This is a genomic window from Desulfonatronospira thiodismutans ASO3-1 (genome assembly GCF_000174435.1).
Lineage (GTDB): Bacteria > Desulfobacterota > Desulfovibrionia > Desulfovibrionales > Desulfonatronovibrionaceae > Desulfonatronospira > Desulfonatronospira thiodismutans.
The window spans coordinates 97812-124256 of the sequence record NZ_ACJN02000001.1 but is presented as its reverse complement, the minus strand read 5'-3'; the positions used below and the strand labels follow the sequence as shown (position 1 = coordinate 124256).

27 protein-coding genes are annotated in these 26445 nt (G+C 52.3%); 20 read left to right on the top strand and 7 right to left on the bottom strand.

Translation table 11 applies throughout. The features are described from left to right. Positions 1-4: 4 nt before the first annotated feature. Both gspG and DTHIO_RS21915 read left to right on the top strand, forming a co-directional pair. On the top strand, positions 5-442 hold the full coding sequence (gspG, locus tag DTHIO_RS00620; RefSeq protein ID WP_008868426.1) for a type II secretion system major pseudopilin GspG: 438 nt from the start codon (positions 5-7) through the stop codon (positions 440-442). After that, positions 378-995, top strand: a complete 618-nt coding sequence (locus DTHIO_RS21915; protein WP_208596353.1) for a prepilin-type N-terminal cleavage/methylation domain-containing protein — start codon at positions 378-380, stop codon at positions 993-995. Before gspG ends, DTHIO_RS21915 begins: the two co-directional genes overlap by 65 nt. A 41-nt stretch (positions 996-1036) precedes the next feature. Here DTHIO_RS21915 and galE read toward each other — a convergent pair whose 3' ends face one another. Next, complete coding sequence (gene galE, locus DTHIO_RS00610) at positions 1037-2116, bottom strand: UDP-glucose 4-epimerase GalE (protein WP_008868424.1); 1080 nt, start codon at positions 2114-2116, stop codon at positions 1037-1039. A gap of 323 nt (positions 2117-2439) precedes the next feature. On the opposite strand from galE, the gene DTHIO_RS00605 reads away from it, so the two are divergent. The 16 genes from DTHIO_RS00605 to DTHIO_RS00535 all read left to right on the top strand — a co-directional run bounded on the left by DTHIO_RS00605 (position 2440) and on the right by DTHIO_RS00535 (position 20038). Beyond that, positions 2440-2874: a PulJ/GspJ family protein gene (locus DTHIO_RS00605; protein WP_008868423.1), complete on the top strand. Its 435-nt coding sequence runs from the start codon at positions 2440-2442 to the stop codon at positions 2872-2874. Beyond that, positions 2843-3610, top strand: a complete 768-nt coding sequence (locus DTHIO_RS00600; protein WP_008868422.1) for a PulJ/GspJ family protein — start codon at positions 2843-2845, stop codon at positions 3608-3610. The genes DTHIO_RS00605 and DTHIO_RS00600 overlap by 32 nt, the downstream gene beginning before the upstream one ends. Next, positions 3582-4580 (top strand): type II secretion system minor pseudopilin, encoded by a 999-nt coding sequence (locus tag DTHIO_RS00595; RefSeq protein WP_008868421.1) that lies wholly within the window; start codon positions 3582-3584, stop codon positions 4578-4580. The genes DTHIO_RS00600 and DTHIO_RS00595 overlap by 29 nt, the downstream gene beginning before the upstream one ends. Before the next feature lie 16 nt (positions 4581-4596). Further along, complete coding sequence (locus DTHIO_RS00590; RefSeq protein WP_008868420.1) at positions 4597-5883, top strand: PilN domain-containing protein; 1287 nt, start codon at positions 4597-4599, stop codon at positions 5881-5883. Continuing rightward, on the top strand, positions 5880-6479 hold the full coding sequence (gene gspM / locus DTHIO_RS00585) for a type II secretion system protein GspM (RefSeq protein ID WP_008868419.1): 600 nt from the start codon (positions 5880-5882) through the stop codon (positions 6477-6479). The genes DTHIO_RS00590 and gspM overlap by 4 nt, the downstream gene beginning before the upstream one ends. 35 nt (positions 6480-6514) lie before the next feature. Then, complete coding sequence (locus DTHIO_RS00580) at positions 6515-7261, top strand: hypothetical protein (RefSeq protein ID WP_144289721.1); 747 nt, start codon at positions 6515-6517, stop codon at positions 7259-7261. Positions 7262-7280: 19 nt separating this feature from the next. After that, positions 7281-9392 (top strand): type II secretion system secretin GspD, encoded by a 2112-nt coding sequence (gspD, locus tag DTHIO_RS00575; protein WP_008868417.1) that lies wholly within the window; start codon positions 7281-7283, stop codon positions 9390-9392. 236 nt (positions 9393-9628) lie between these two features. Beyond that, positions 9629-11320 carry a type II secretion system ATPase GspE gene (gene gspE / locus DTHIO_RS00570; RefSeq protein ID WP_008868416.1) on the top strand — a complete coding sequence of 564 codons (1692 nt, stop codon included), beginning with the start codon at positions 9629-9631 and terminating at the stop codon, positions 11318-11320. Between the two features lie 225 nt (positions 11321-11545). Next, positions 11546-13090, top strand: a complete 1545-nt coding sequence (gene xrtD / locus DTHIO_RS00565; protein ID WP_008868415.1) for a VPLPA-CTERM-specific exosortase XrtD — start codon at positions 11546-11548, stop codon at positions 13088-13090. 228 nt (positions 13091-13318) lie between these two features. Next, complete coding sequence (locus DTHIO_RS00560; protein ID WP_008868414.1) at positions 13319-14734, top strand: sugar transferase; 1416 nt, start codon at positions 13319-13321, stop codon at positions 14732-14734. A gap of 62 nt (positions 14735-14796) precedes the next feature. Next, positions 14797-17181, top strand: coding sequence for a tetratricopeptide repeat protein (locus tag DTHIO_RS00555; RefSeq protein WP_008868413.1), 2385 nt, complete (start codon positions 14797-14799; stop codon positions 17179-17181). Positions 17182-17287: 106 nt separating this feature from the next. Then, positions 17288-17449 (top strand): hypothetical protein, encoded by a 162-nt coding sequence (locus tag DTHIO_RS21275; RefSeq protein ID WP_153305051.1) that lies wholly within the window; start codon positions 17288-17290, stop codon positions 17447-17449. Positions 17450-18109: 660 nt separating this feature from the next. After that, a complete protein-coding gene (locus DTHIO_RS00550) occupies positions 18110-18730 on the top strand; it encodes an oligosaccharide flippase family protein (RefSeq protein WP_083803886.1) in 621 nt (206 codons plus the stop codon). 111 nt (positions 18731-18841) lie between these two features. Further along, a complete protein-coding gene (locus DTHIO_RS00545) occupies positions 18842-19093 on the top strand; it encodes an AbrB/MazE/SpoVT family DNA-binding domain-containing protein (protein WP_008868412.1) in 252 nt (83 codons plus the stop codon). Next, the gene (locus DTHIO_RS00540; protein ID WP_008868411.1) at positions 19090-19506 is read left to right on the top strand and encodes a PIN domain-containing protein; all 417 of its coding nucleotides are present in this window, start codon (positions 19090-19092) and stop codon (positions 19504-19506) included. Before DTHIO_RS00545 ends, DTHIO_RS00540 begins: the two co-directional genes overlap by 4 nt. Before the next feature lie 148 nt (positions 19507-19654). Next, positions 19655-20038: a VanZ family protein gene (locus DTHIO_RS00535; RefSeq protein ID WP_008868410.1), complete on the top strand. Its 384-nt coding sequence runs from the start codon at positions 19655-19657 to the stop codon at positions 20036-20038. 159 nt (positions 20039-20197) lie between these two features. Here DTHIO_RS00535 and DTHIO_RS00530 read toward each other — a convergent pair whose 3' ends face one another. Then, a complete protein-coding gene (locus tag DTHIO_RS00530) occupies positions 20198-20824 on the bottom strand; it encodes a VPLPA-CTERM sorting domain-containing protein (protein ID WP_008868409.1) in 627 nt (208 codons plus the stop codon). A gap of 102 nt (positions 20825-20926) precedes the next feature. Beyond that, positions 20927-21457 carry a VPLPA-CTERM sorting domain-containing protein gene (locus DTHIO_RS00525; RefSeq protein ID WP_008868408.1) on the bottom strand — a complete coding sequence of 177 codons (531 nt, stop codon included), beginning with the start codon at positions 21455-21457 and terminating at the stop codon, positions 20927-20929. 285 nt (positions 21458-21742) lie between these two features. Here DTHIO_RS00525 and DTHIO_RS00515 point away from each other — a divergent pair, with 285 nt between their 5' ends. Then, positions 21743-22015: a UDP-N-acetylglucosamine 2-epimerase gene (locus DTHIO_RS00515; protein WP_040417299.1), complete on the top strand. Its 273-nt coding sequence runs from the start codon at positions 21743-21745 to the stop codon at positions 22013-22015. 54 nt (positions 22016-22069) lie between these two features. Next, complete coding sequence (locus tag DTHIO_RS00510) at positions 22070-22441, top strand: VanZ family protein (RefSeq protein ID WP_008868406.1); 372 nt, start codon at positions 22070-22072, stop codon at positions 22439-22441. Positions 22442-22846: 405 nt separating this feature from the next. Here the strand turns inward: DTHIO_RS00510 and DTHIO_RS00505 are convergent, their stop codons facing one another. The 4 genes from DTHIO_RS00505 to tnpA form a co-directional block, all read right to left on the bottom strand. Beyond that, positions 22847-23770: a transposase gene (locus tag DTHIO_RS00505; protein WP_008868405.1), complete on the bottom strand. Its 924-nt coding sequence runs from the start codon at positions 23768-23770 to the stop codon at positions 22847-22849. Between the two features lie 291 nt (positions 23771-24061). After that, on the bottom strand, positions 24062-25618 hold the full coding sequence (gene tnpC / locus DTHIO_RS00500) for an IS66 family transposase (protein WP_008868370.1): 1557 nt from the start codon (positions 25616-25618) through the stop codon (positions 24062-24064). Further along, positions 25525-26028: an IS66 family insertion sequence element accessory protein TnpB gene (tnpB, locus tag DTHIO_RS20885; RefSeq protein ID WP_144017187.1), complete on the bottom strand. Its 504-nt coding sequence runs from the start codon at positions 26026-26028 to the stop codon at positions 25525-25527. Before tnpB ends, tnpC begins: the two co-directional genes overlap by 94 nt. Further along, on the bottom strand, positions 26025-26366 hold the full coding sequence (tnpA, locus tag DTHIO_RS00490) for an IS66 family insertion sequence element accessory protein TnpA (protein WP_008868404.1): 342 nt from the start codon (positions 26364-26366) through the stop codon (positions 26025-26027). The genes tnpB and tnpA overlap by 4 nt, the downstream gene beginning before the upstream one ends. Positions 26367-26445: the final 79 nt, after the last annotated feature.

The following is a 26445-nucleotide window of genomic DNA, read 5'->3' as shown; positions in this document are numbered from 1 at the left end:
ATTGATGAACCAAACAGCAAATATAAAGAGCAAAAACAGGGCAGGCTTTTCACTGATCGAGCTGATCATCGTCATGATCATTCTGGGTCTTCTGGCTTCCCTGGTGGGACCCAGGCTGTTCAGGCATGTGGACGAGGCCAGGGTGAGTACAGCCCGTTCCCAGATCGAACTTCTGGGTACTGCCCTGGATTCCTACCGTTTGGACATAGGGAGATATCCCACTACTGAGCAGGGTCTGGAGGCCTTGAGACGCGCTCCTTCAGGAGTTGACAACTGGAGTGGTCCTTACCTGCCAAGGGACATCCCGTCTGATCCCTGGGGCAATGAATATGTTTACAAGTCACCGGGAGATCATGGAGACTACGACCTTTTGTCCTATGGAGCCGACGGACAGCCCGGAGGTGAAGGCGAAGATGCCGAGATCAGGAGCTGGGAGAATTGATAGGGCATGGAGCATAGGGCATGGGGCGGAAGGCCCTGGTGAAAACTCTGTTTGCGGCAGGGAGCTTTGGGGCTGTTTCACGGGGCAGCCATTGGGAAGGATGTATGGGGGTGGGATAAAAAAGAGTGGGCGATCTGGCGAGGAGAAGTGGGCATTGGCAAATTATAGAGAAGGGGGTTTTTCCGGGAAAGCCGGGCTTTCCCTGTTGGAAGTCATGGTGGTGCTGATAATCATGTCGCTGGGTATGGGACTTTACCTGGGGATAAATTACCGTCAGCAGGAAAGCCTTGAAGTCAGAGCTTTTGCCTCTGAATTGGGGAGGTTTATGGGTGCGGCGGGGAGCAGTGCAGTGGTGAACGCTACAGACAATGCCTGTGTGTATGTGAAGGCTGACAGGGAGGTTGTAGAAAATCTCAAGGGTAGGTCCATCACTGTCCCGGATGGAGCAAGGATAGTTCTGCCAGAAGATCCCGGGGCAGAAGAATTTGTTCTGGCATTTTTTTATGCCGACGGCTCCATGGGCGTAGCTGATTTTTTTTTTGGAATCAGATGAGATGATATTCGTACCCCGCAGTGATCCCCTTTTGGGTCGGATCAGGCTGATTCAGGAACAGTGAGTGAGCGGTTCACGCGCTTCGCCTGGCTTGCCACGCGCTTCGCGTGGTAGCCATAAGGATTCATGGATTGCCAGCGCCATACGTCCTGCATCATTTCCTCAAGCCCATAATCTGCTTTCCAGTCCAGATCCCGTTGAGCCTTTTCCGGGTCTGCCCAGCATTCGGCAATGTCCCCTGGGCGGCGATGGACAATTTCATAAGGAACCGCCTTGCCTGCAGCCTTTTCAAAAGCCCGCAGGGTCTCCAGGACGGTGTAACCTCTGCCGGTTCCCAGGTTCCAGGTAAAGACACCGCTTTTTCCGGACATGGCCATGAGCGCGGCCAAGTGGCCCTTTGCCAGGTCAAGGACATGGATGTAGTCGCGAACCCCGGTACCGTCCCGGGTGGGGTAATCATTGCCGAAAATGGACAGTTTGGGCAGGCGGCCTACAGCAACCTGGGAGATGAAAGGCACAAGGTTGTTGGGAATGCCGTCTGGGTCTTCCCCAAGCAGTGCTGAAGGATGAGCACCCACAGGATTGAAATATCGCAACAGGGCCACCGACCAGCGCGGGTCTGATTCAGCAAGGTCTGTGAGCACTTTTTCCACCATCAGTTTGGAGCGGCCGTAAGGGTTGGCTGGTTCACCCGCGGGAAAATCCTCCTTGATTGGTACGGACGGTGGGACACCATAGACTGTGGCCGAAGAGCTGAATACCAGGCAGTGCACCCCTGATTCGGCCATGACCCTGCAGAGAGTAACCGTGCCCCCGACATTGTTGTCGTAGTATTCCAGTGGGCATGACAGACTTTCACTTACCGCCTTGAGCCCGGCAAAGTGCATGACCGAATCAATTTTTTGTGCAGCAAAAATGCGTTTCAACATCTCCGCATCGCGTATGTCACCGTAAACAAATTGCGGCCGATGTCCGGTGATGAGCTCCACCCGGCGCAGGGACTCCTGAGAACTGTTGCACAGGTTGTCCAGTACAATGATTTCGTGGCCCGCTTCCAGCATTACCACCGCTGCATGGCTGCCAATGTATCCGGCTCCTCCGGTTATAAGGATGCGCTGCATATTCTGTCTTGCTGTGAGTTAGGCCCTGTGGCTGGATAATTATGATGCTTATGCGACACACTGATGCCCATTCTGATCCAGTAGCCCGGGAGTAGATTTTGCATAACTGTTTGCAGCTTTTGCATTCAATTTATCCAAGTCCGTTTTTTTCGTACTCAAGGCTTATGTCCTTAAAAATGCAATATTCAAACCGCATCTTTTAATCTTGGTGTAGAGGTATTGTTATTGTTAAGCACGCCTTGAGTTGGCTCTTGTTTTGGCAAAACCAATTATGATGATGAACAATTACGAGATATTATAGATTGAGCAAGAGCACGTTAATTATGGCTCGCTGTGCCCCAACGGGCTTCACCCTGATGGAGGTGCTGGTGGCTCTGGTCATTGCCGGGCTGGTGGTGGGTGTTTTTTTTCAGGTCCTTGCCGCTGGTCTTCGACTTGAATTCAGGTCAGCTGAGGTTGTCCGGGAAGTGACAGAGATCAGGCGGATCATGGATGCGCTGATGGCCATGGATGTACAGGACAGCGAATTTGCGTGGAGTGGTGAAGACTTTGGTTTAAGCTGGTCTCTTGGCATAGAGCCGGTGGAAACAGTGCATAAAAGAGGTGACTTGCCCGAGGAAGTAAGGTTGCCCGGAGAACTGTACCGCTATGTTCTGGCATACTCCATGGACAGAGGACGTCAGGGCAGAATTGTTCGCTATGTCTGGTATGAGCCGGGATTTTTTCATGAAGAGTTTAAAAGGACCCACTTCAGATAACTGCCTTTCTGCCCGGTCACGCGGCAAAAGCTCCGGATTTACCCTGCTGGAGGTGGTCATCTCCATGACCATTATCTCCATGCTGGTCCTGGTTCTGTACCAGGCATTCTCCATGGGCGTGAGAATCTGGGAGGACAGACACGGACGGCAAGACGAGACCCTGCGTCTGGAAGCGGCTACAAGTCTTTTGAGAGCCGACCTGACCCGGGCCGTACCCTACAATATTTTCTGGGAGGAAGGGGAGGCTCTGCTTTTTGCCGGAGGACCGGGCGCAATGTTTTACGTCACCAGCAACGGGACAGGCAGTATATCCGGGGCAGGGGAAGGTCTTTATTTTGCCTGTCTGTATGTTGATGTCTGTCCGGAAAAACAGGAGAAATGCCTGTATCTGTCCAAGTCCTCCCGCCCGTCTCCGGATTTTGTTCAGGAAGCCACTGCCTTCAGATCTGCAACTGACTTCAGCAGGGAGAGCTTCAGTCCGGACAGCCATATGGAGCGCAAAAGCATCCTTATGCTGGAAGGGATCATAGAGGCCGGGTTCTTTTATACCGGTGAACAGTATTTTCCCTTTGCCGGGGTGCCTGATCATGGCCTGGAACGCTCCGTGCAGGAAAATGAGATAAGTTTTGATAGGCACTGGGTGGAGAATGTACTCCCAGGTCAGGTGCGGATTTCATTGCTGCTTGAAGGGCAGGAGTATATTATTCATGTGCCTGTATCCCGGGTTTCATTTTAGGTTTGCACTTAAAGTATCTGCGCAAACAAGAGAAGACAAGGGCTTCATCCTTATTGCCGTGTTGTGGGTATCCCTGGTCTTGTCCGTGGTAGCCATGAATGCGGCCACCAGTTCCAGGCTGCAGGGGATTCAGGTGCAAAATATCCTGGAGATAATGGAGCAGGAGCATCTGTTGTATTCCGGACTGGCCCGGGGAAAGCACGAATACCTCAAGTATGAGGCCAACAGGGCTTTGGCGGAGAACAGGGAAATCTGGGAAGTCATTGCCGGTGAAGGTCTTGATCTGTGGCATCCCCGTTTTGAGCCTTACGAGATCCGGGTGGAAGATGTGCCTCTGGCCGTGCAGATCCGGGATGTGCACGGCCGGCTGAATATAAATAATGTCCAGCTTTATTTGCTGGAGGAAATCCTTGGCCATTGCGGGGTACAGGGAAGCGCCGAGATTTCTGCTACAGCCAATTCCATCCTGGACTGGATTGATGAGGATGATCTGCAAAGACCGGGCGGGGCGGAAAAGGATTATTACCTGTCCCTGCCCTCTCCCTATCTGCCCAAAAACGCACAGATTCAGGATATGCGAGAACTTTTGCTGGTCAAAGGAGTGAACAGGCATCTCCTGTACGGAACAGATGATCATCCCGGACTCATTCATTTTTTTCATGTTTATGGAGAAGCAAAGAGTTTGGATATAAACAGCGCATCCCCGGAGACATTCGTCCTGGCCGGTCTGGACGCGGACTCCGTACAGGAAATTGTGGACAAAAGAAACCTGGAACCCATAAGCAGGCTGGCCCAGCTTGGAGAGGTACTGCCCCCCGGCGTCCTGGATGAAGTGGGCAGGTATTATACTGTTCAGGGATCAGGGCAGGCCCTGGTGAGTGCCTTTATTCTGCTTGAGGACGGCAGACAGGGAGCAAAAATATCCGGTCTGCCTGTGCACAGTGAGCAGTCAGCCTGGCACATGGATTGAAATTGTGAGGCAAATTTTGCTGGAAAAGTTGCTTGCTCCTTTTTGCACCTGGGAGAGCATTATTTTCGTACTTCCGGACAGGGTCCTGGTGCGCAGGGCGGGCAGGGGGCTGCCCGGGCGTATTGCCGGGGTATTTGAACAGGAATATGATCTGGGTCCTGAAGGCGACCTGTCCACTGTTTTAAGCCTGGCCCGAACTTCCATGCCCTCCGGTTCCGCAGGTTTATGCATGCTGGGACTGCCCCTCAGGCATTTCTCCCTGGCCTCTTTTACCCTGCCCGCAGCGGCTGCCCGGAATCTGGACGAAGCGGTCAGATACGCCCTGATGCGTCATCTGCCCTATGATCCAGAAGCTGCCCGAATCACTTATCAAAGCAGGGAAGACGGGGAGCGCCTGGATATTTTCACCCTGGCCATACCTGATAAGGCCCTGTCTGCCTTTTTGAAGGCTGCTGCTTCAGCCGGGATGACAGTTCAGGAGGTTTTCCCTTCTCTTCTTTACTGGGCCCGGAAAAAAGGCGAGGGCATCTACGTCAGTCTGAGCGCCGGCTACAGTGAAATCCTGGTGCACTCCGGGGCAAGGGGCTTTCTGCATACCTGGGCAGAGGATGAAGATTTGTTTGTTCAGGAGGCCGAAAAACTTTTAAGCAGCATGCCCCATCTACCCGCCGATCTTTACTTGTGGGGGGCACGCGATGATGCAGGGGCAATCCTTGACCGCATGGGCCTGAAACCCGGGAAGGCTGTTGCCCTGAATCTGGCCCATGTCCGGGATGATCATGGGGATAAATTTCTGCAGGGCATAAGTATTGACGTGTTGCCTCTAAAGATACGCAGGCAGCAAAAAATGGCAACATACCTGGCAGTTATCGGGCTTGCATTTTTCCTGCTTGCCGTGGCTTTCTGGCCTCTGGGCGGGTATTTGGGCCATAAGAGATATCTGGCCGGACTGGAACAGAAAATCGCGGAAACAGCCCACATGGCGCAGGAACAAAGAGAACTGGCAGAGAAAAATCTGGAGCTTAAGGAAAAAATCACAGCCCTGGTCAACAGGCAAAAAGCCTATCCCCAGGCGTTGGAGATACTGGCGGAAGTTACCCGGGTAGTTCCGGATACGGCCTGGCTGTCATCATTTGCCTGTTTTGAAACCCAGGTGGACATTCAGGGAGAAGCTGATTCGGCCACGGCAGTCCTGGAGGCCATGGAAGACTCTTTTCTTTTCAGCAGGGTCAGGTTCAGTGCTCCGGTAACTAGGACAGGGGAAAGAGACAGGTTTTCCCTGGAGGCCGTGGTATCTCCATGAAGTCCTGGAGCAAAGAGCTGATCAATTTTTTGAGGGATATTTCCGTGCGCGGGCAGCCAGGTTCCAGGGCAGTACTGGTGATCATAATGCTGGTACTGATGTTTCTGGCCGGGGGCAGATATCTTGTGCAGGTTTACCAGGATCGGGCCACCTCCCTGCAGGACAGGATCCAGAGCCGGGAGATGCATTATTTCAACCTGACCCGGCTTGTTGCCGGAGGTGAACACAACAGACGGGAGTTTGAGATGTTGCAGGTATTTTTCAATGAAGAGCTGGACCCGAGGTTTATTCAGGCCCCTACTGCGGCCCTGGCCGAGGCCAGGCTGCAGGACCTGGTGAGCGATATGGCCGGTGCAAGCGGTCTGGAAATCATGAGTATCAGAATGCTGCCCAGGACGGATGACGGGGTGGTCAGTGAAATGGCTCTGGGCATAAGCGCCAGGGGAGAAATAGACTCCATCAAAGATTTTTTGTGGCGTATCTCCTCCCATGAGCAGTTTGTTTTCGCCCGCCGGGTGGAGATAAGCATCATCAATCCAAGGGAGAGAAGGCATTTTAACCTTGACTGCCAGCTTGCGGCCTGGAGCAGACCGTGAAGCAAAAATCCTATTCCGGCTTCAAAGGGCCAAAATTGGCCATCTTTCTGATTTTTGCCGGGCTGGCAGCAGTCTTTCTTGGTCTGGGTTTTCTGGACTACAGGGAAAACAAGCACCAGGAAGTACAGATTGATTTTTTTCCTGATGAAGAGGCTCCGGATATAAATATGCAGGAACTGCAGGATCAGTTTGTGCCTGGTCAGGTCGGTGATCCGCAAGATCATCAAATAATTATATCGAACAACCTGTTTTCTCCTGAGCGCAGGCCCTGGGCCAGGCCGGTATCCGAAGATCCAGACGATGCGCGTCGCGTTCAGGCGGATCCAGGCGCTTTCAGGCTGCATGGAATTATTTCCCGGGATGATGAAAGAATGGCCCTGATATACAACCATGACCTTCCCTCTCCGGATACCTACAGCCTGGTAAGAGCTGGCCAGAGCATCACCATGGAGGATAACGGCCTGCAAACTGCATATACTCTTACAGACATCCATGATGATTATGTAACCATTCAGTCCGGAGGCCGGATTTTTCATGTGCATTTATTTGCTGACCGGCCAACACGGGAGGACGACCCCCGGGAGGAACCGGAAGGCCCGCCTGATGCTTTGGAACCTCTGGCTCCGGGCACGGGCCTTGAGCATCTCATGCAGAGGCTGGAGGATGATGAAGTCAGTCCCGATCCTGCTCCTTCCCCCGAGGACATGGAGAGGCTGGTGGAGGAAGGCAGAATGCACAGGATAGACACACCGCTTGGGCCGGTTTACCGCCCGGTGAGGTGAGGATGAAAATGGAATCACCATGAAATTTATCTTCCTCCTGGTAATACTTTTTCTTTGTTCCTCCTGCGCCGCAATGGACCCGGAGATAAAAAGCCTGGCCCGGGAGCCGGTGGCCTATCCCCAGAAGGAAGAAGTGCCTGAGCATTTTGAGATGCCTGCTGTGCAGCCGGAGCCTGTGCTGAAGCCAGATGTTACAGAGGCAGAGCTTCTCAACCAGAGGCTGCAGGAGATCATTGCCGCTTCCCCGCTTGGCACCACAATGGATATCTTCGCCCCGGCAGAGGAGTTTGACCCTGCAGAGGCCAGGGATGTCTCCTTCAGCTTTTACGATGCTGACCTGGTGGAAGTGATCCGGGTGTTCATGCAGCTTTTGGAAGAGGATTACCTGATACACCCGGGAGTCAGCGGCCGGGTAAGTCTGTTTGTCAAGGACAGGTTCAATGCCCGGCAGATGCTGGGTGTCCTGGAAGGCGTGCTCAGGGTGAACAACGCGGCCATGATCAGGTCCGACCAGATCCTGGAATTTCTGCCCCTGTCCCGGGTTCCCGGGCATATCCCCGGGGAACTCATCATTTTGCCGGACAGAGAGGAGCTCCCCAGGCGGGGGCAGATCATTCAGGGGTTCGGGCTGGATTTCATCGCTGCACAAGAAATGGTTAACATTATTGAACCGCACCTTTCAGGCGATGCCCGGGTTTATGCCCACGAGGAAAAGGGGGTGCTGCTGGTTTCGGATTATCCCCATTCTCTGGAAAAAGTCTCCCGCCTCATTTCATTGTTTGACGAAAGCATTTTTGCTGACGTGCTGGCCCGGGTGTATCCTTTGCGCTATATCGAAGCAGGCGAGGCCGCACAGAAACTTGAAAACATCCTGGAGAGATTCGGAATGGACCGGGACCGCGTGGGGAGACAGGCCAGGGTGTCCTTTCTGCCCCTGGAAAGACTGAACATGGTCCTGGCGGTTACCAGGAGCGAGACGGTTTTAAGCTTTGTGCAGGCCTGGGTGGAAGGCCTGGACCGTCCTGTTCCCGAGCATATCCTGGGTTCTGCCGGGGAGAATATTTATGTCTATTATGTCCAGTACGGCGATGCTGAAGAAATAGTGGAATCCCTGCGCGGGGTTTTTGACCAGGGGGTGGAAGCGGACTCGGAGGTCGGAAGGGAGGCAGTGAGTGAGGTGGCCTCTGAGGATGATCAGGACGTGTTTGCGCCCGGAATGGTCAGCGGCGAGCTGGCCGGGCCGGTGAGGTTCACCGTGGACCGGGCCACAAATTCCATCATCACCCGGTGCAGGGCCCCTGACTACGCCAGGGTTCTTTCGGTGATGGAAAAGCTGGATCTATACCCCAAGCAGGTGCTCATCGAGGTGATCATAGCCGAGGTACGGCTGAGCGATGCCACCAAGATGGGAGTGGACTGGCAGTACATTCTCAGTTTCGGCGACAGGCTGTCAGGTGAGCTGCGCTTTGACCCGGCCGCAGATGCCCTGCCCGGTGCAGGAGGTGTCTTCCGGGTGGAGAGCTCCAGGCGGCTTAAGGCCGCCCTGTACGCAGCCGTGGATGATGCCAAGCTGCAGATCCTGTCCACCCCGACCCTGCTGGCCTCGGATAACAGGCCGGCCACCATCAATATCGGGGATCAGGTGCCTTTTCCCACTTCCACCAGGCAGCGTCTGGATGACACAGACACTTCCGAAGTCATCGATACCACCATCCAGTACAGGGACACGGGTATTATTCTCAGGGTTACACCCAAGATCAACCGGCACGGCATGGTCCGGATGGAGATTGTCCAGGAGGTGAGCAGCCTGACAGCCAGGCGTGTGGAGGGCATAACCGCACCGGTTATAAACACCAGGCATGCAGAAACCACCCTGGCCGTGGATGACCAGGAAACCATAGTCATAGCCGGACTCATGGAGCAGGAGAGGTCCAGGGGCTATTCCGGGGTTCCTGGTTTCAGGCGGATTCCGGTGGTCAAACATCTTTTTGGAACTTCTGAAACCAGGTTTGAAAATACAGAGCTTCTGGTGTTCATCACTCCCCATGTAATCATGAGCCGGGAGGATTCCGGTTTTTTGACCAGGAATTTTCTGACCCGGCTGGAAGAGCTCAAGGAAAGGATGAAGTGATTTTGAGACCAAGGGATTGGGGGATTGATGGAAGGTAACCATTCAGGGGGTCCTCGGTGGTGATTACTGGCACGAGGCCTGGGGACTGTCCCCCGCTAAGTACCGGCTGTGTTTGTACACAAAACTTCGCGTCTGTAATTTTTGTAATTGTGCGTAAAAGGTGTCGCGGGGACTGTCCCCTGGCCGGTTCAGGCATCCCCTGAATGGTTACGATGGAAAAGGCAAGAGAGTAAAGAATGCTTTCGCTGGTTGAACTGATGATGGACAAGGGACTTATATCCAGGAAGGATTATGAAAAGTTGTCCAGCGCAGGCATGCAGGACGAGCCTTTCCACCGCCTGGCCCTGCGCACCGGTCTCATTGCCGAGGATGATTATCTGGATCTCTTGGAGGAGGCTTACGGTTACCAGGTAGTGCATTCCCTGCCTGAAGGATTCAACCCGGAACAGTTCGGACATGTTTCTGTACAGTTCATGCAGGAGCACCTTTTTGTGCCCCTGGAGCTGACAAAAGACGAGTTCCGGGTGGTTGTAAGCGATCCCTTAGATTTTCTGCTTCTGGATTCCCTGAAAAAGATGAACCCGGACAGAAGGATGGTTGTCTGTCTGGCCAGACGGGAAAATATCCAGGGCTGGCTGCAGGAGCATTTTCAGGGAAAGACTCCGGGGTTTACTGAAGAAGGTGACAATGAAGAAGCCCAGACGGATGCTTCAACAGATGTATCTTATCTGTCCGAGGATCTGGAACAGTTAAGGGATCTGGCCTCTGAAGCCCCGGTCATCAAAAGGGTTAACAGGATCATGACTGGGGCCGTGGAGAAAAAGGCCAGCGACATTCACCTGGAGCCCTTTGAAGGCCGTATCCAGGTGCGCTACAGGATAGACGGCATCCTGCAGAAGTTCATGGAAATGCCCGGGCACATGCACCAGGCCCTGGCTACGCGCATAAAGATTATGGCCGGGCTGGATATTGCCGAGAGGCGCGTGCCCCAGGACGGGCGTATCAGATCCAGAATAGCCGGCAAGGATATTGATATCCGGGTCTCATGTCTGCCCACAGTGTACGGTGAAAGCGTGGTCATGCGCATCCTGGACCGCAGCAGCGCAAGCTTTACCCTGGAGCAGCTGGGTTTTCCCGGCCGGGAATACCAACTCTTTCAGGAACTCATCCACTCCCCCCACGGGATCATCCTGGTCACCGGCCCCACGGGCAGCGGCAAAACCACCACCCTTTATGCGGCCCTCAACGCCATTAATTCCATCCAGAAAAAGATCATTACCGTGGAGGATCCAGTGGAGTACGAACTGGAAGGGATCAACCAAGTGCACGTCAATCCCCGGTATGGACTGAGTTTTGCCGATGGGCTTAGATCCATTGTCCGCCAGGACCCGGACGTGATTCTCATCGGGGAGATCCGGGACCGGGAAACTGCTGATATTGCCATTCAGTCCGCCCTTACCGGACATCTGGTTTTTTCCACCCTGCATACCAATGACGCAGCCGGGGCCGTGGCCAGGCTCATGGAGATCGGGGTGGAGGACTACCTGCTGGCCTCGTCCATTATCGGGATCATGGCCCAGAGGCTGGTGCGCATATTGTGCCCGGAGTGCAGACAACCCTTTTCTCCGGAAGCTCGGATCCTCAAGAAGTATGATCTGGCTGCGGATAACGATCTGCCTCAAGAGCTGTATCAGCCTGCGGGTTGCCCTGCATGTTCTCATACAGGCTACAGCGGTCGAACTGCCATTTTTGAGCTTCTGGGCATTACAGAAGAAATCCGGGAGTTGATAATAGGCAACAAGAGTGCAGCCCAGATCCGCAACGCCGGAGTAAAGCAGGGCATGACCCTGCTGCGCCGGGACGGCTGGAACAAGGTTAAACAGGGGGTTACTTCCATTGAGGAAGTGCTGCGGGTTACCGGGCAGTAGGATTCGGACCGGCTTTTTACCGGCTCCTGTTACCTTTCACCTGACTCCTGTGACGGGAATCTTTGTGAAAAAAAGGACCATTGCTGTTGCGTCTGTTTTTGTCGGTATTTTTTCTTTAAAAATAAGACTTGCAGTTACTGTTTACATTCTTGTTCTGCAGCAAGCCCTTATTTTAAAGGGCACCGATTTTGCAATGTGCTCATTTAAAATACAAATGAGCAGGCAATGATCAGCAGTGAGTACATAAATAAGCATTGGATTCTGGCGGGAGCTGTTTTATCGGTCTGGGTTGTTCTTTATCTGCCCTACTTTGGAAATATGGCAGGCCAGTGGGGGCATGAGGACTACAGTCATGCTTACCTGGTTCCGCCGGTATTCTTATATCTTCTATGGCTGTCCAAGGACAGGTTTGTCTGGAGCACCAGAGATGCAGGGCTTTGGGGATTTTTGATCATAATCTGCTCCATGCTGGTCATGAGCATGGGTCGTCTGGGATCTCTGGAGACACTGATCTATTTTTCCATGTGGATGTCCCTGCTGGGGATTTTTCTTTTTATATTCGGCACTGCTGTTCTCAGGCACATTACCTTTCCTTTTGCAGTGCTTCTTTTCGCCATTCCCCTGCCGGCGTTTCTAAATAATATGGTCAGCTTCAAGCTCAAGCTGTGGTCTTCAGCGCTGGCCGAACAGATTCTCAAGCTTTTATCCGTGCCGGTTTTCAGGGAAGGCAACATTATAGACCTGGGCGTGACCCAGCTGCAGGTGGTGGATGCCTGCAGCGGGCTCAGGTACCTGTTTCCCACCATGCTCATGGCCATGCTCATCGGGCGCTTCTTTCTGCGCAGCAGCACTTCCAGGATAATTCTCTTTGCCCTGAGTCCTTTGCTCAGCCTGCTTTCCAATTCCATGCGCGTGGCCGTGACCGGGGTGCTGGCCAGGTATATAGACCCCAGACTGGCCGAAGGTTTTTTTCACGATTTTTCCGGCTGGCTGGTATACATGTTCACCCTTGTTTTTCTGGGGGGGGTGACTTTGTTTCTGCGCAAGCTTGAGACAAGCAGGACGATGGTTCAGGATGACTCTGCCGGAAGAGATACGGCCGTTTATTCAGGATACGGTATCAAGAGGCCCATGATTAAGACAGCGGCTATTCTTCTGGTGTTCATCTCTTCGCTGTTGCTGCAGTCGCATATGCTGCATGCCCAGATCAGTCCGGAAAGAAAGGATTTTGATTGCTTCCCGGACAGAATAGCTGGCTGGGAAGGGGAAAGGCTGTACCTGTCCCAGGGCATTCTGGATTCACTGTGGGCGGACGATTATGTTTCCGGCAGTTTTTTTCATCCGGAAACCGGCAACAGTCTTCACCTGCTTGTATCTTATTATGAGGCCCAGACCACCAGGAAGACGGCTCATGCCCCCACCTCATGCCTCCTTGGAAGCGGTTGGCTGATGCAGTCCAGAGAGCTTGCTCCTCCCAGTCCGGTAAACGGTCGCGACTTTCCCGTGCAGAGCATGGTCATGGAACAGGGAGGCCGGCGCATTCTGGCCAATTTCTGGTTTGACCAGAGGGGCAGGCACATTACCAGCGAGTACTGGAACAAGGCCTATCTATTTCTGGATGCTGTTTTGATGCGCCGCACCGACGGCGCCCTGGTGCGGGTGGAGATGTTCATGCTTCCCGGGCAGAGCCGCGAAGAAGCCCAGGTCGTGCTTGACGGCTTTGTGGCGGAACTCAAGGAGTTGCTGGGGGCTTATGTGCCTGGGGCATAGGGCATGGGGAAGAAATGATGAATGATGAATGGAAAAGAGGAAAGGCGAGGAACATGGGGAAGAAATGATGAATGATGAATGATGAATGGAAAAGAGGAAAGGCGAGGAACATGGGGAAGAAATGATGAATGATGAATGATGAATGATGAATGGAAAAGAGGAAAGGCGAAGGATCAGCTGGTGTGGGCAGGCGACAAAGTAATATAGCAGGATTTTTCAGGTTAAGGAATGTACAGGCAACAGGTGGCTTTCATCATAACCGTGCTCATGGTCCTGGACGGACTGGCGGTGATCGTCTCCGGCTACGGGGCCATGCATCTGCGCCGTATTGCCGGCGGCGGGGTCTGGTTTATGGAGGATTACCTCCTGGTTGGAATCATTCTTTTCGTCATGTTCGCCAATAACTTTGTCATGGGTGTTATGGGGCTTTACTCGGACAAGCGCCATCATTCCATCCTGCCTGTAATCAAGCGCCTAACGGGTTCGGTGATCGTTGTCTTCGCCTGTCTGGGGGTGGCTCTTTATACCCTGAAGCTCTTCGACATTCCCAGGGGGTTTCTGGCGGGATTTGCCTTACTGGTCCTGGCCGGCACCGTGATGAACAGGGTGGTTCTGGACATAATCCTGGACAGAATTCATTGCAACGGCTTCAGCGCCAGACGTATTCTCATCGTGGGCAGCGGTGAGCGGGCTGAAAAAGCCCATGAGGCCCTGATGGAACAAAAGAGCTGGGGACACAAGGTGATAGGGCTGATAAATCCGGACAACGGAGGCGTGCAAGGTTTGCCTGCGGTACCTCTGCTGGGTTCCATGTCTGATTTTTTCCAGGTGATCACGGAGCAGGGCGTTGACGAGGTGGTTTTTGCACTTAATCCCGAGTTCGGCCAGGACATCAAGGCATATCTGGATGTTTGCGAGAAAATGGGCGTTTCATACAAGATTATCCCGGCCATGTATAATCCGTCTTCTACATACCGCCTGAGCGTGGAGCATATACAGGGCATTCCCACCCTGACCAGGGAACTAAACGGCATCAACGCCACCGGGCTGCTCTATAAGCGTATAGTGGACTATGTTTTCGGCATAGCCGGGTTTTGTATGCTTTGCCTGATGTATCCTTTTGTTGCCACGGCCATAAAACTGGACTCGCCTGGACCTGTTTTTTTCAAGCAGAAAAGAGTGGGCAGAAACGGTCGCATCTTCAATATATATAAATTCCGGACCATGCATGTGGATGCAGAGGAGCGCAAAAGGGAACTGGAAGCAGGGAACGAGATGAACGGGTTCATGTTCAAGATGCAGAACGATCCCCGTATAACCAGGGTGGGAAGATTTCTGCGCAGGACTTCCCTGGACGAGTTCCCCCAGTTCATCAATGTCATCAAGGGAGAGATGAGCCTGGTGGGTACAAGGCCGCCCACCCTGGACGAGGTCAGACAGTACGAACCATGGCACAGGCGCAGGATTTCCATGAAGCCCGGCATCACCGGACTCTGGCAGGTGTCCGGACGAAACAGTATCAACGACTTCAACCAGGTAGTCAAGCTTGACCTGCAGTATATTGATCAGTGGCGGTTCCTGAATGATCTGAAGATAATAGTGCTTACCCTGTGGGTGGTCATGAAGCGTAAGGGAGCGATATAATCCCTGGGAAATCACCATAAACATGCTGCATGGTAATTGATTGCAGCTCCATTGGAGACAATATGTCCAGGAATATTTTTTGTTTGTCTGTGTGGGTCTTAGCCTTCTTTCTGCTTACGGGTTGCAGCAATCCAGAGGAGCGCAGGGATGCCTATTACCAGAAGGCAGTAACACATTTTGAGGGCGAAAGGTACAGCCTGGCCGAAGTTGAAATCAGGAATGCACTGCGCATCGATCCTGATTTTGCAAAAGCGCAACTTCTTCTGGGCAGGGTTTACTTTGTCCAGAAGAACTGGAGAAGTTCTTATGCAGCCCTGAACAGTGCGGTAGACCTGGATCCGGATTTGCTGGAGGCCCACCTGTACCTGGGACGTATCTACCACATGGCTGGTGAGTCTGAGCAGGCGGAAGAAAAGGCCCGCCTGGTGCTGGAACGTGACCCGGGAAATGCCGATGCCGGGATAATCATGGCCACGGTAATGATCAGGCAGGGTGAGCTCGAGGCCGGCAGGATGAGCCTGGAGGAGATCATTGCAGCACATCCCGATCGGGAAGAGCCGTACATACTCCTGTCCAGAGTTCTGGCCGGGCAGAATCTTGCTGGTAACGCTGTGGATGTTCTGTCAGCCGGGCTGGAGGTCTTGCCTGACAACCGGACATTGATGCTGGCCATGGCCGGAGTATTTGAAAGCGTTCAGGATTACTGCGGGGCTGAAGAAGAATACAGAAGAATAGTCGCCCATGATCCGGGTAATGGAGACATGCACTTGATGCTGGTGCATTTTTTTCAGAGAACAGGGCAGGTTGATGAAGCAATGAAGGAATTCCAAAGTCTTATGCTTGCCCGTCCTGATGATAACAGGTCGTACCTGGGTCTAGGAGCCATGTACATGGAAGAGTCCCGGTTTCAGGATGCAGTCCAGGTGCTGGAGCAGGGCAGGGCTTACCTGGGCGGTGATTATGACCTGAGCTTTGCACTGGCGGAAACCTACCTGGACATGGGTGATGTACCGGCAGCCAGGGCCATGCTGCATGAGGAGATTAAGAGGGATCCGGAGCACCTGCGGGCCCTGGATGCCGGCAAGTACCTGGCCGGCATATATTATGACCAGGGGGACCTGGACAAGGCAGCACATCAACTGGATATGGTGCTCAGGCGCAATCCCGATGACGTCCATGCTCGTACCATGCAGGGCAGGATCTTTCTTGCCCGGGGCGAGCCGGCCATGGCCGTGCAGACTCTAAGGCGGGCCTACAGAGAGGAAAGAGATGACCCGGAGATTCCCCTGCTGCTGGCCAGGGCGCATTTTCAAAACAACGAACCTTTAATGGCTGTGGAGTACCTGCGTGGCGTATCCAGAAGCAGCCCGGGATATGCCCGGGCCAGGCAAGAGCTTGCAGAACATCACCTGGGCCAGGGAGATCATTTACGGGCTCTGCAGGAAATTGACCGTGTCTTGTCCGCTGATCCCGGGAACATGCCGGCGCGCATACAGCGTGGCGATGTGCTGGCCATGAAGGGGGATGCTTCCCTGGCAGCGGAAGAGTACTCCTTGCTGCTTCAGGATGAAGAATGGGCAGGAACCGGGCATTACAAGCTGGGAGTCCTTGAAGCCTCAAGGGGGAATTTTGCCCTGGCGCACAGTCATCTGGAGAAGGCTCTTGCCCGTTCGCCCCTGAATCAGCAGGTGCTGCAGGCCAGGGTCATGGTTGACCTGTCCCAGAACAGGGTGGAGGAGGCCGGAACTTATGTGCAGGAACTGAGAGCCGAGCATCCCGGGGAGGCCTTTCTTGCCCTGCTTCATGGAGACGTTTACCTGGCCGGGCAGGACCCGGTCATGGCCAGGGAGATGTTTGCCCTGGCCGCGTCCATGGAGCCTGAATGGATGGTTCCCTGGACGCGCAAGGCAACCCTGGATGCAGAGGCCAAAAACTGGAAACCGGGCATTGCAGCTCTGGAAAAGGCTTTGCTTCTGGAGCCCGAATCCATTCAGGTCGGATTTATGCTGGGCACCTTTTATGAGCAGGCCGGCCAGAAGGATATGGCTGAAAAGCAATATGCAGCTATTCTGGAAAGGGATCCCGGCTTCTGGCCCGCGGCCAACAACCTGGCCTTCATGTACGCGTCATCCAGCGAAGAACAAAAGCTTCAAAAAGCCCTGGAGCTGGCCTCAAAAGCTGCAAAAAGCAATCACCCTCAGGCGCTGGACACCCTGGGCTGGACCCACTACCGGCTGGGCAACCTGGATATGGCGCTGGAAAAGCTGGACCTGGCCAGGCAGGGAGATCCGCAGAACCTGGACATTGCCTATCATCTGGCCGTGGTCCTGGCAGAAATAGGGGATAGAGTCGGGGCCCTGGGCGTCCTGGAACAGGCCATGAGTTCACCCGGTGCTGATGGTGTTTCAGCCAGGATGCTGGAGCTGCGCCAGGAACTGGACATGTAGGGTGCGTCTGCTGCAACGCGAGTCGCCTCGCTGGATTCTTACCTGGAGAACAAACGCAGCCGTTCAGAGGGGGGTCAATTTAAAGTGAGCAAAGGACAGTGCAGGGGTGGACAGATTAACAGTTCTCATCCTCACCCCAAATCCCGGCATCTACGGCGCAGCCATATCCGGCATGACCAGCATTATCTTCTGGAACCTCTACACCCTGGCCTGCATCAAAAAGAAACACGGCCAAGCCATCGGCTACCTGCCCCTCCTGGTCCGCTAACCCACCCCTGACTTACCCATTTCCGGTCAAACCCAAAGCGAATAACAAAACCCGCTTTTGCACATTTCGCGTTTGACGCAAAGTGTGCAAGTTATGGATCTGCACATGCCCGGAAGAGCTAAATGGGCATTACGTTATCCAGTATGATCTGGCTGAGGGCAGGTTTTCTGCCCGGCAGGCGTCCCTGTATGCCAGGCCCAATGACATTGCCGACTTTGCCCAAAAGATTGAGGATCTGCACATTTCGCGTTTGACGCAAAGTGTGTAACTTACGGCGTATTTTACACACTTTTTGCGGGAGAGGTTTTGCCGGCCACTCCCTTCGTTACTCATTCCGAGCATTGAAGGAAGCCGCAGTAGAGCCAGGGGACATTATGTTGCCAGTTTACCCGGTTGAACACGGCTGTGCCGTAGACCTTCGGTCTGTTCAACTGGGTGAAGTTATGTTGCCAGTATCCCGCGATATCCCGCCTTACCCCGCCTGCATTTAGTATTTTTTTAACGTACCCCGCATACCCCGCCCTTGAGGCAGTTCCCAGGAGTCAGGGCGCAAGGGGACATTATGTTGCCAGTTTAGTTATGCACAAGGCCTGGGGACTGTCCTTCGCTGAGTACTATCTGTGAAGGTTCAAACAACTTCGCGTTTGTCATTTTTTATTTGTGCATAAAAGGTGTCGCGGGGATTGTCCCCAGGCCGGTATCTGCCCCCCTGAATGGTTACAAACAGTTTTTTCCAAACCCCATCTGCAGTATTACTTTGCCCTGGCAGCGGTATTTATTGTTTTCAAATCTCTTATGATTCTCAATACTCAGGCTGTGCGCGGGGTGCGCTTGATCCGGGTCTATGCGTTCATGCAGCTTTTGCCCCGTCTTTCCAAGCTCATCATCCTTATCCCCATAACTATCTTCTTTTTTCACCAGTCCAACCCGATTTTAGCCATGTTCGCCTCTTTCGCCATGACCGCCCTGGTCGGGGCCTGGAACATGGACAGGGTGTTCAAAAAGAAATCAGCACCGGATGATGCCCTGCACCCCATGCCCATGAAGGAGATCCTGGCCATCTCCCTGCCCATGCTCATGACCGCTACTATGACCTTTATCATCGGTCAGACCGGGGTGATCATCCTGGGCATGTTCCGGCCTGAGGCCGAGGTGGGCTATTATGCCGTGGCAGTCAAGCTGGCCACCCTGACTGTTTTTGTGCTCCATGCCATTAATTCCATGGCCGCACCCAGGTTTTTTCCCGGCGAGAGCCGTAATCACCTTTACCTTGGGCGATAAGCGTACCCACACAGACGCTCACACTGACACAGTGAATTGATCCTGATACTGTTTGACTGAATTCGGAAAGTCGGATATTCTGACATTTAAATCTCCCAAGGGTAAAATAAAATGAGACAGAATCTGACAATATCCAGGAAGGGTCAAGTCACTCTGCCTGCTGAGCTCAGAAGAAAATACGGACTCGAAGCAGGCGGCACTGTTATTGCCGAAGACAGAAACGGAGAACTGGTTCTTCGTCCGGCAGCAGTTCTGGAAATCGAAATCTATAAAGATGAGGACATAGCTCTCTGGGATGCAGAAGATCGCCTGGATGAGCAAACCCGCAGGTTGATAAAAGAAAAGGCTGGCATCCAGGAGTGAAGAGAGTTTTTCTTGACGCCAATGTCCTTTTCACAGCTGCTCATAATCCTTCGGGTAAGGCAGCCTTGCTCATGGAGTTGGCGGAAAGAGTATATTGGCACCTTATGACCAGCGAACTTGCCTGTGAAGAAGCGCGCCGTAACATCTGCATCAAATTTCCGGACTGTCTGCCAAGAATTGAAGAATTGTGCAGGAGTATTCACATTGTTTCCCATGTTCATGAGATGGATTGTCCCCTTGAACTTCCTGACAAGGATAAACCGATATTTATGGCTGCTGTCCAGGGGCGTGCATCTCACCTGCTGACCGGAGATTTGGCCCACTTTGGTCCTTTCATGAATAAGGCTTCAGAAACTCAGTATATTGTAATCCAAACAGTATCCGACTTCTTTCTTTCATTTCTATCAGAATAAAAAAGCTTTTCAAAGCTGACACAGACACTGTCACTCCCACAGACACAGACACTCACACAGACACAGTGAGCTGATTCTGATACTGATTGACTGAGTTCGGAAAGTCGGAGATGCTGACATCAATTTTATTGACCATTGAAAAATAATTATGGAAAAAATGACAGGTTCGCCAACGGTAACGACAGTCAGCAGGGTCCTGCTGGTTGTCGTACTGGTATTCATGCCGTACGCTACACTCGCGCCCGGCACCAGCCCTCCCTCTGATGCAGCATCTCAAATGCATTTTTACATAATGGCCGGCATAATTTTTGTGGCATGCATGAGCTTTAGAACCTTCCGGGTCAGACTGGTCGTGGGGCTGCTGGTTTTCGGGTACAGCGCTCTTATGGAATATTTCCAGTATCTCCTGCCGCACAGGCACGGAAGCTTAGATGACGTGGCCATTAATTTTCTTGGATCTCTGCTGGGTTTCGGAGTGTTCCACGCTGTCTGCTGGACCGGACAGATGGCCAGGAGTATCCGGAAGCATTGAGGTGCCATTGTTATTTTTTATATTACAAAAGTGTCCAGCAGAAAGTGCTTTTTTAAAATGCACTGGATAGTTTCACCTAAAGAACAAGACAAAAAAAGCGGAGCCGGAAACGGCCCCGCCTTTATTAATTGATGCTCACTTCAAGAGGTGAAGTAAATCCTATGAACTGAAGATCCTGCGGCGCAGGGCCACGAGGCCCAGGATGCCGGAGCCCAGCAGCCATACAGCCCCGGGTATGGGCACAGCCTTTACCGCCAGCACCATGTCATTATAATCGTTGTCGCCTGTCCAGGCATCATTGAAGCCCACGAAAATCCAGGAGGTATCGAATTCCTTGGTGAAACCATCGTAGGTAAACTTCACCGGCTTATCAGCCTGGAAAAAATGGATTCCAGGAGCGCCGGAGGTGTTGCCCTCCAAAAGATGGCTTCCTTTTCCCCCTGTGGCATCGTAGAGCATGGTATCGTCATTGAAGTTTACGATTCTTCGTTCCCCCACAGATGCTACCGTGGAGTCGAAATGGACCGTGTCTCCGGTCCTCAGCTGGTTGGTGTGGCCAGCCAGTGCCCCCAGAAAGTAGACATGGTAATCAAACTCCACCAGGTTGGGAGTAAAAGGCTTTAGGAAGTCGAATTCTCCTGACACATTTTTATCCCATCCCAAATACCTGCCGTCATCTTTCGGCGGCGTCATATTGTAGTATGACGCCGCATGCACAGTGCCGGCAGTGAAAAACAGCAGTACGGCTGCCATCAAAAGCAGCCACTTGAGACGTATGAGCTTCATGGCATCTATCCTCCTTGGGTTATATGTTTCAGGCAATCTATAGAAAAAATCCGACCCGCACCAGAATGAACAGCAACCTGGTGGGAACGGGCTTTGAAGCGTTTACCTCAAATATCTTCTGCTGAAACCGGCCAGACCCACCAGAGCCGCACCCAGCAGCCAGATGGATGCGGGCAGGGGTACAGGGGATGCATCTGAGATCATAATGTCTTTGTCGCCCAGTTTCAGCAGGAACTGATCATTGCCCGTCAGAAGAGAGTAGGTGTACTGATGGAATGTATCGTTCCCCAAGGAGTACCCCAGCCAGAAATGGGGATTAGCGCCCAGAACCAGGCTGGTTCCGTTGAGGGAGGCGGAATAAGTCCCGTCTGAACGAGAAATGCCTACCTGGGCCGCATCCCACAACTGTGATCTTTCAAAAATCATCAGTTGGGCGTCGTTATTATTGTAGAGAAAGAAGTTGAAGTTAGAATCACCTGTGGTGTTGAAGGTAACGTTGAAAAATTCCGTGGAATTGCTCGTTGGCGTCCAGGCCCCGCTGTAGACAGTGGCCGCCTTGAGCGGCAGGGCCGTGCCCAGGGTTATGAGCATGCAAAGAGCAGCCAATACAAAGCATTTTTTCAATAAAAACATTCCGGTCCTCCTTTTTAAGAATGTTGGCTCCAATAATCCACATACATTGAAAGATGCATGCCGGACACGATTTCGATATTCTTTTCAGCAGGTTGGAATGAAAAGCTGCAGCATCAGCAGGAAAGAGGTGTGCAATTATCTCTTTAGTTCGGACAAATGGACAGAAAAAGGGCTGAAATCCATGGTGGATGTTTACTTTTTATGGACATCTCAAAGGACTGGCAGCCTGCTTATGAATTTTTACAGCTACATCTATGGTAAATTGAACCTTCCTGTTGGTCGAAGGTGCCGGGCCTGCAGATTCCCTGCCTGACCCTGCGGGAGAATACCGAGAGGCCGGTGACCCTGGAGTCCGGCAGCAATATGCTCATAGGCCGGGACATGGATCTTTTGCGCAGATCTGTAGACCGCAACCTGGCAGGTGATCTAAGGCCCTCCACAGTACCCGAGCTCTGGGATGGCCGCGCCAGCCAGAGAATCGCCCGGGTACTCGCCACACCCAAAGCCCATTTAACCACATCATGCATTGCTCAAAAGGAACTCAGCTCCAGGGAGTGAGGGGGCAGGTACTATTGTGCTACTGGTTGCAAGGGTTTTTCCAGACGCCTGAGCATGGTTGTGCCGGTGCTGTATATGGGTCTTATCCTGGTTGGAGCTTCTATTCCCGCGGATAACGGGGAGGCTGGGAGTCACCGCCTGCATTTCCTTCTGCTTCCATCCCTTCTGCAGAATCTTATACATATACCTGCCTACGGCCTGCTGGCCTTTTTGTGGCGCTGGTGTCTGGATGCTTACGTACAGGCCAGAACCGCTGTGGTACTGGCCCTGTTTTTGACCATCGGTTTCGGAATTTTTCAGGAATGGTATCAGATCACGGTCCCTGGCCGCTATGCTTCAATTTCAGATATTGTATTTGATGCAATCGGAGCGGTTCTCGGCGTGTGGCTCTTTAAACGTCTTAAAAATAAATTTTGCAATATTTAGTTCAACAAAATGTTGTTGACATGGTTTTGCTTTTGGCATTTACATATTTGCAAAAATATTGTCTGCACACTTCGCGTCAAACGCAAAGTGTGCAATTAAGTCCAGCAATGATCCTTCATAATGGAGTATTGTATACGAAGTGGAGTCGGCCTGAATCATTGTGTTGATTTTGTTCGGAAATCATTCAGTATAGCCGCTTTTTTCAGCCTTGAAGATGTCTTTTCCCCTTTAAAAAGAAGGTCCATCCTTCCTGCCTTAGCTGTCGTGCCGCCATTCGAGCAAGCCGCCCACAACCTGCTCCCGCCTCAGCTAATTGCACATTTCGCGTCAAACGCATAGTGTGCAATTACGCCATATTTTGCACATTTCGCGTTTGACGCGAAATGTGCAGAATGCGACCGGCTATTATTTTGTCGAAGAGTTAAGTAAATAATATACGGACCTTCTCGAGATGCCCATACGCTCTGCGATTTCAGTTTTTTTGAATCCTCTGGCCAGCAGTTGCTCAATTATGTATTTCCGGGCCATCCTGTTTTCAGTTGACCGGGATCTTGAGTCAGTCATATTTTGCAGTCTGCTCTCGAGTTCGGTCAGTTCAAGCATGGAAGGGGGAATGTTCTCATAGGCGCTGCTTTTTTTGTTCAGCCTTTTGAACAGGGCGGGGAAGATTTCAGCCAGGCGCACACAGAATTTTTCAATAGCCCCTTTATGTTCAAGGGCGTTATCCGGTTCTGCTCCCTGGGCTTTGTGCAGTATCTTATAGTATTCCCTGCGGGCTGCGTTTTGATCATCATGTACAAGCTGCAGTACCGGCTTTGGATCCACAAATGATTCTCTGGGGGTTTCCAGGCAGTAAAGAGAACCTGAGGACCACCTGTACTGGTTTGGGTTGTCTGTAAGGCCGGCGCGCACAGGGTTCAGGTGGATATATAAGGAGGCTGAAAGCAGGTAGGAGTTGTCCAGACAAACAGACTGGCGGTAGGGTCCTCCAAAAAGATGGCCGCGGCGTTCATACCGGTGATTGAATTTAGCGGCATATCTTGAAAAAATTGAGCGCATGGCCTGGACCAGATTCTTTTCATAGGGCTTGATCAGGATGTGCAGGTGGTTTTGCATTAAACACAGGGCATAATAGCTGATATTGAATTTTTCAGAGCTTTCCTTGAGCAGGCCAAGCATGGTCAGGTAATCTCTATCATCCAGAAACAGAGGGTCTTTGCCGGCCGCACGCTGGGTTATATGTGATGTCAACCCAGGTTCATCAAGCTTGTATCTTGCTCTGAATATCCGCTGTACATTTCCTGTTATGCCCGGCTCGAAATGATCCATGCCTTGCCCCTTTTGCACATTTTGCGTCAAGCCCGTTTTGTGAACTTAGAACAAATGGCTGCCTTATGCAATAACTTTATTGCACTTATCGAGCTTGACGCGAAATGTGCAAGTCTCTGCACTGAAGAAAAAAGGGCATAGAAAGAAGTTTTAAAAAACGCATGTCGTGAGATAAAGCCTGCAATTGAAAGGTAAGCGTCCAAACGGGTACACCTATCCATGGGCGGGTATCGTTGGTAGTATTCCCTGGCCCACTGGATATGCAGCAGGCCAGGGGTATGATGGTTGGGATCAGCAGGCAGTGGGGGAAGGCAGGACTTCCGGATCTATGTACTGAGGCATAAGGGCCTTCAGATCCTGCTCGGTCTTGGCCAGGGGCAAGTTTTCAAACAGGTGGCGTAAGTATGCGTAAGGCTCCAGGCCGTTCTTTTTGGCTGTCTCCACCAGGGAGAAGTACATAGCGCCTGCCTTGGCTCCATTGGGATGTCCGGCAAAAAGCCAGTTCTTGCGTCCCAGGGCGAAGGGTCTGATGGCGTTTTCCACCAGATTATTGTCAGGCCGCAGCCGGCCATCCAGTGTATAGCGCACCACTCTGTCCCACTGGTTCAGGGCATAATTTATGGCCGTGCCCAGTTTGCTTTTGTCCGGGGTGGTTTTACTTCTTTCGTCCAGCAGAGTTTTTATCTGGTTTAGTATGGGTATACTTTTTTCCTGACGTTCTTCCTGTATCCGGTCGGGCTTTAGCTTTCTGGTTTCAAAGGACTGTTCCAGGATATATAGCTTGGCGATAAGGTTCAGGATTTCCTGGGCGGTTCCGCCCTTGTGCTTTTGTTTCTTGGAGAGTTTGACCACATCCATAAACTTGCGCCGGACATGGGCCAGGCATCCTACATGGAATATGCCCGGCTTGTCGCCCAGGTCGTTGTAGACTGCATAGCCGTCACTTTGAATATAACCTTGATAGTCCTGGAGGAAATCCAGGGCCAGACCGCTTCGCGTGGGATGATAATCATAAAGGACAGTGGGATTTTCAGGATGGCCGCCAAGGAAAACCCACATATATGACTTGGAAGTGTTGGACCGGCCCGGTTCATCAAGTACCTGTACCGGGGTCTCGTCTATGCCCACCTGGAATCCGAGCATGATCTCCTTTTTGAACAGATCCAGGAAAGGCTCGCAGACCCTGGCCGCATGCATGGCCCAGGAGACCATGGTGGAACGGGAGATATCAATGCCCAGCCTTAAAAGCTGCTTGCACTGGCGATAAAAGGGTAGGCCGTCCACAAACTTGGCCGTGATGATATGAGCCATAAGACCTGGAGTCACTATGCCCTGGGGGATCAGCTGTTCCGGCATGGGAGCTATTTTGACTGCACCCTGATCATCTTCGGCTCCCTCGCAGTTTTTGCAGGCGTATTTGAGACGGATGTAGCGATTAACAATCAGCCTGGCAGGGATATAATCCAGTTTTTCGCTTACTTCCTGACCTATCGGGCTTAGCTCGACTCCGCAGGGGCATATCTTTTCCTCCCCAGAGAGGTCATGGATTATATCCTTTCTGGGAAGATCCTTGGGGATGGGCTTGCGGCCACGTTTCTTACGGGAATGTTCAGGTATGGTGATGGTTTTTTCCTGGGGCGTTTCCACCTCGGTTTCCATCTCAACAAGACCAGGCATCATGGGCCAGGTCTCTTTGGAGCCGCATTTGGGTTTTTTATCGGATTTGGACCCATAGATGGCTTTTTGCAGGAAGTTCAGTTTCTCCTGCAGGTAGATAAGTTGCTGGTGGTAGTCAGCAACGATATCTTTGAGCGCATCCTTATCATCTGGCAAGTTGTTGATGTCCATAACTGAGTATTCCTATACACACAAACATTTGGAATTGCAAGCTTTTTTTTCAAAAAATCTAAAATAATGTGGAAAATTTTAACTCTTTGTGCCCCCCTGACCTGCACAGGGTCCAGACCGTCTAAAAGCCAGACAAGCTGCCTCGCATCAAGCTCCATAACTTCCTGCTTTGATGCAGGCCACTTGAAGCTTTGCTTCTCCAGGCGCTTTTGCCACAGGCAAAAACCGTTTGTGTCCCAGTACAGGATCTTGATGATGGTTCGCTGCCTGTTGCAGAAGACAAACAGATGACCGGAAAAGGGGTCATGCTCCAGCTGAGCCTGGACCATGATGGACAACCCGTCTATGGCCTTGCGCATGTCGGTATGTCCGGTGACCAGATACACCTTGGCCTGACTTACCGCGATCACGTGATCTCCTCCAGAGTACGGACAAGCTTGGCCAGTACTTCCTGCTGGAAATCACCCGGGATATCCACTTGGTAACTATTGACCATCAGGCGCAGAGGCGTATGGGTTTTCTCCTGGACAACCTTCAGGGGCACCGGCACGATGGCATTTTCCTCCTGGGTTTTCCTGGAATTGGTGTGCCCAAGCTTTTTGCACCAGTAATAGAAGGCATGCTTGGACAGTTCTGCCCTGCGGCAGTATTCGGCTTTGGTCAGGCTGCCCTGCCTCCACTTGTTGATATGCGCGGACCAGAATCCGGCCCGCTCCTCAGGCGTGTACTTCTGTGACTTGGTTTGCATAACGGCTCCTCCTTGGTATTTGGGAGACCATTAGCACATCAGGCGGAGAAAAAAAGATGGGGTTAAATGGACGCTTACG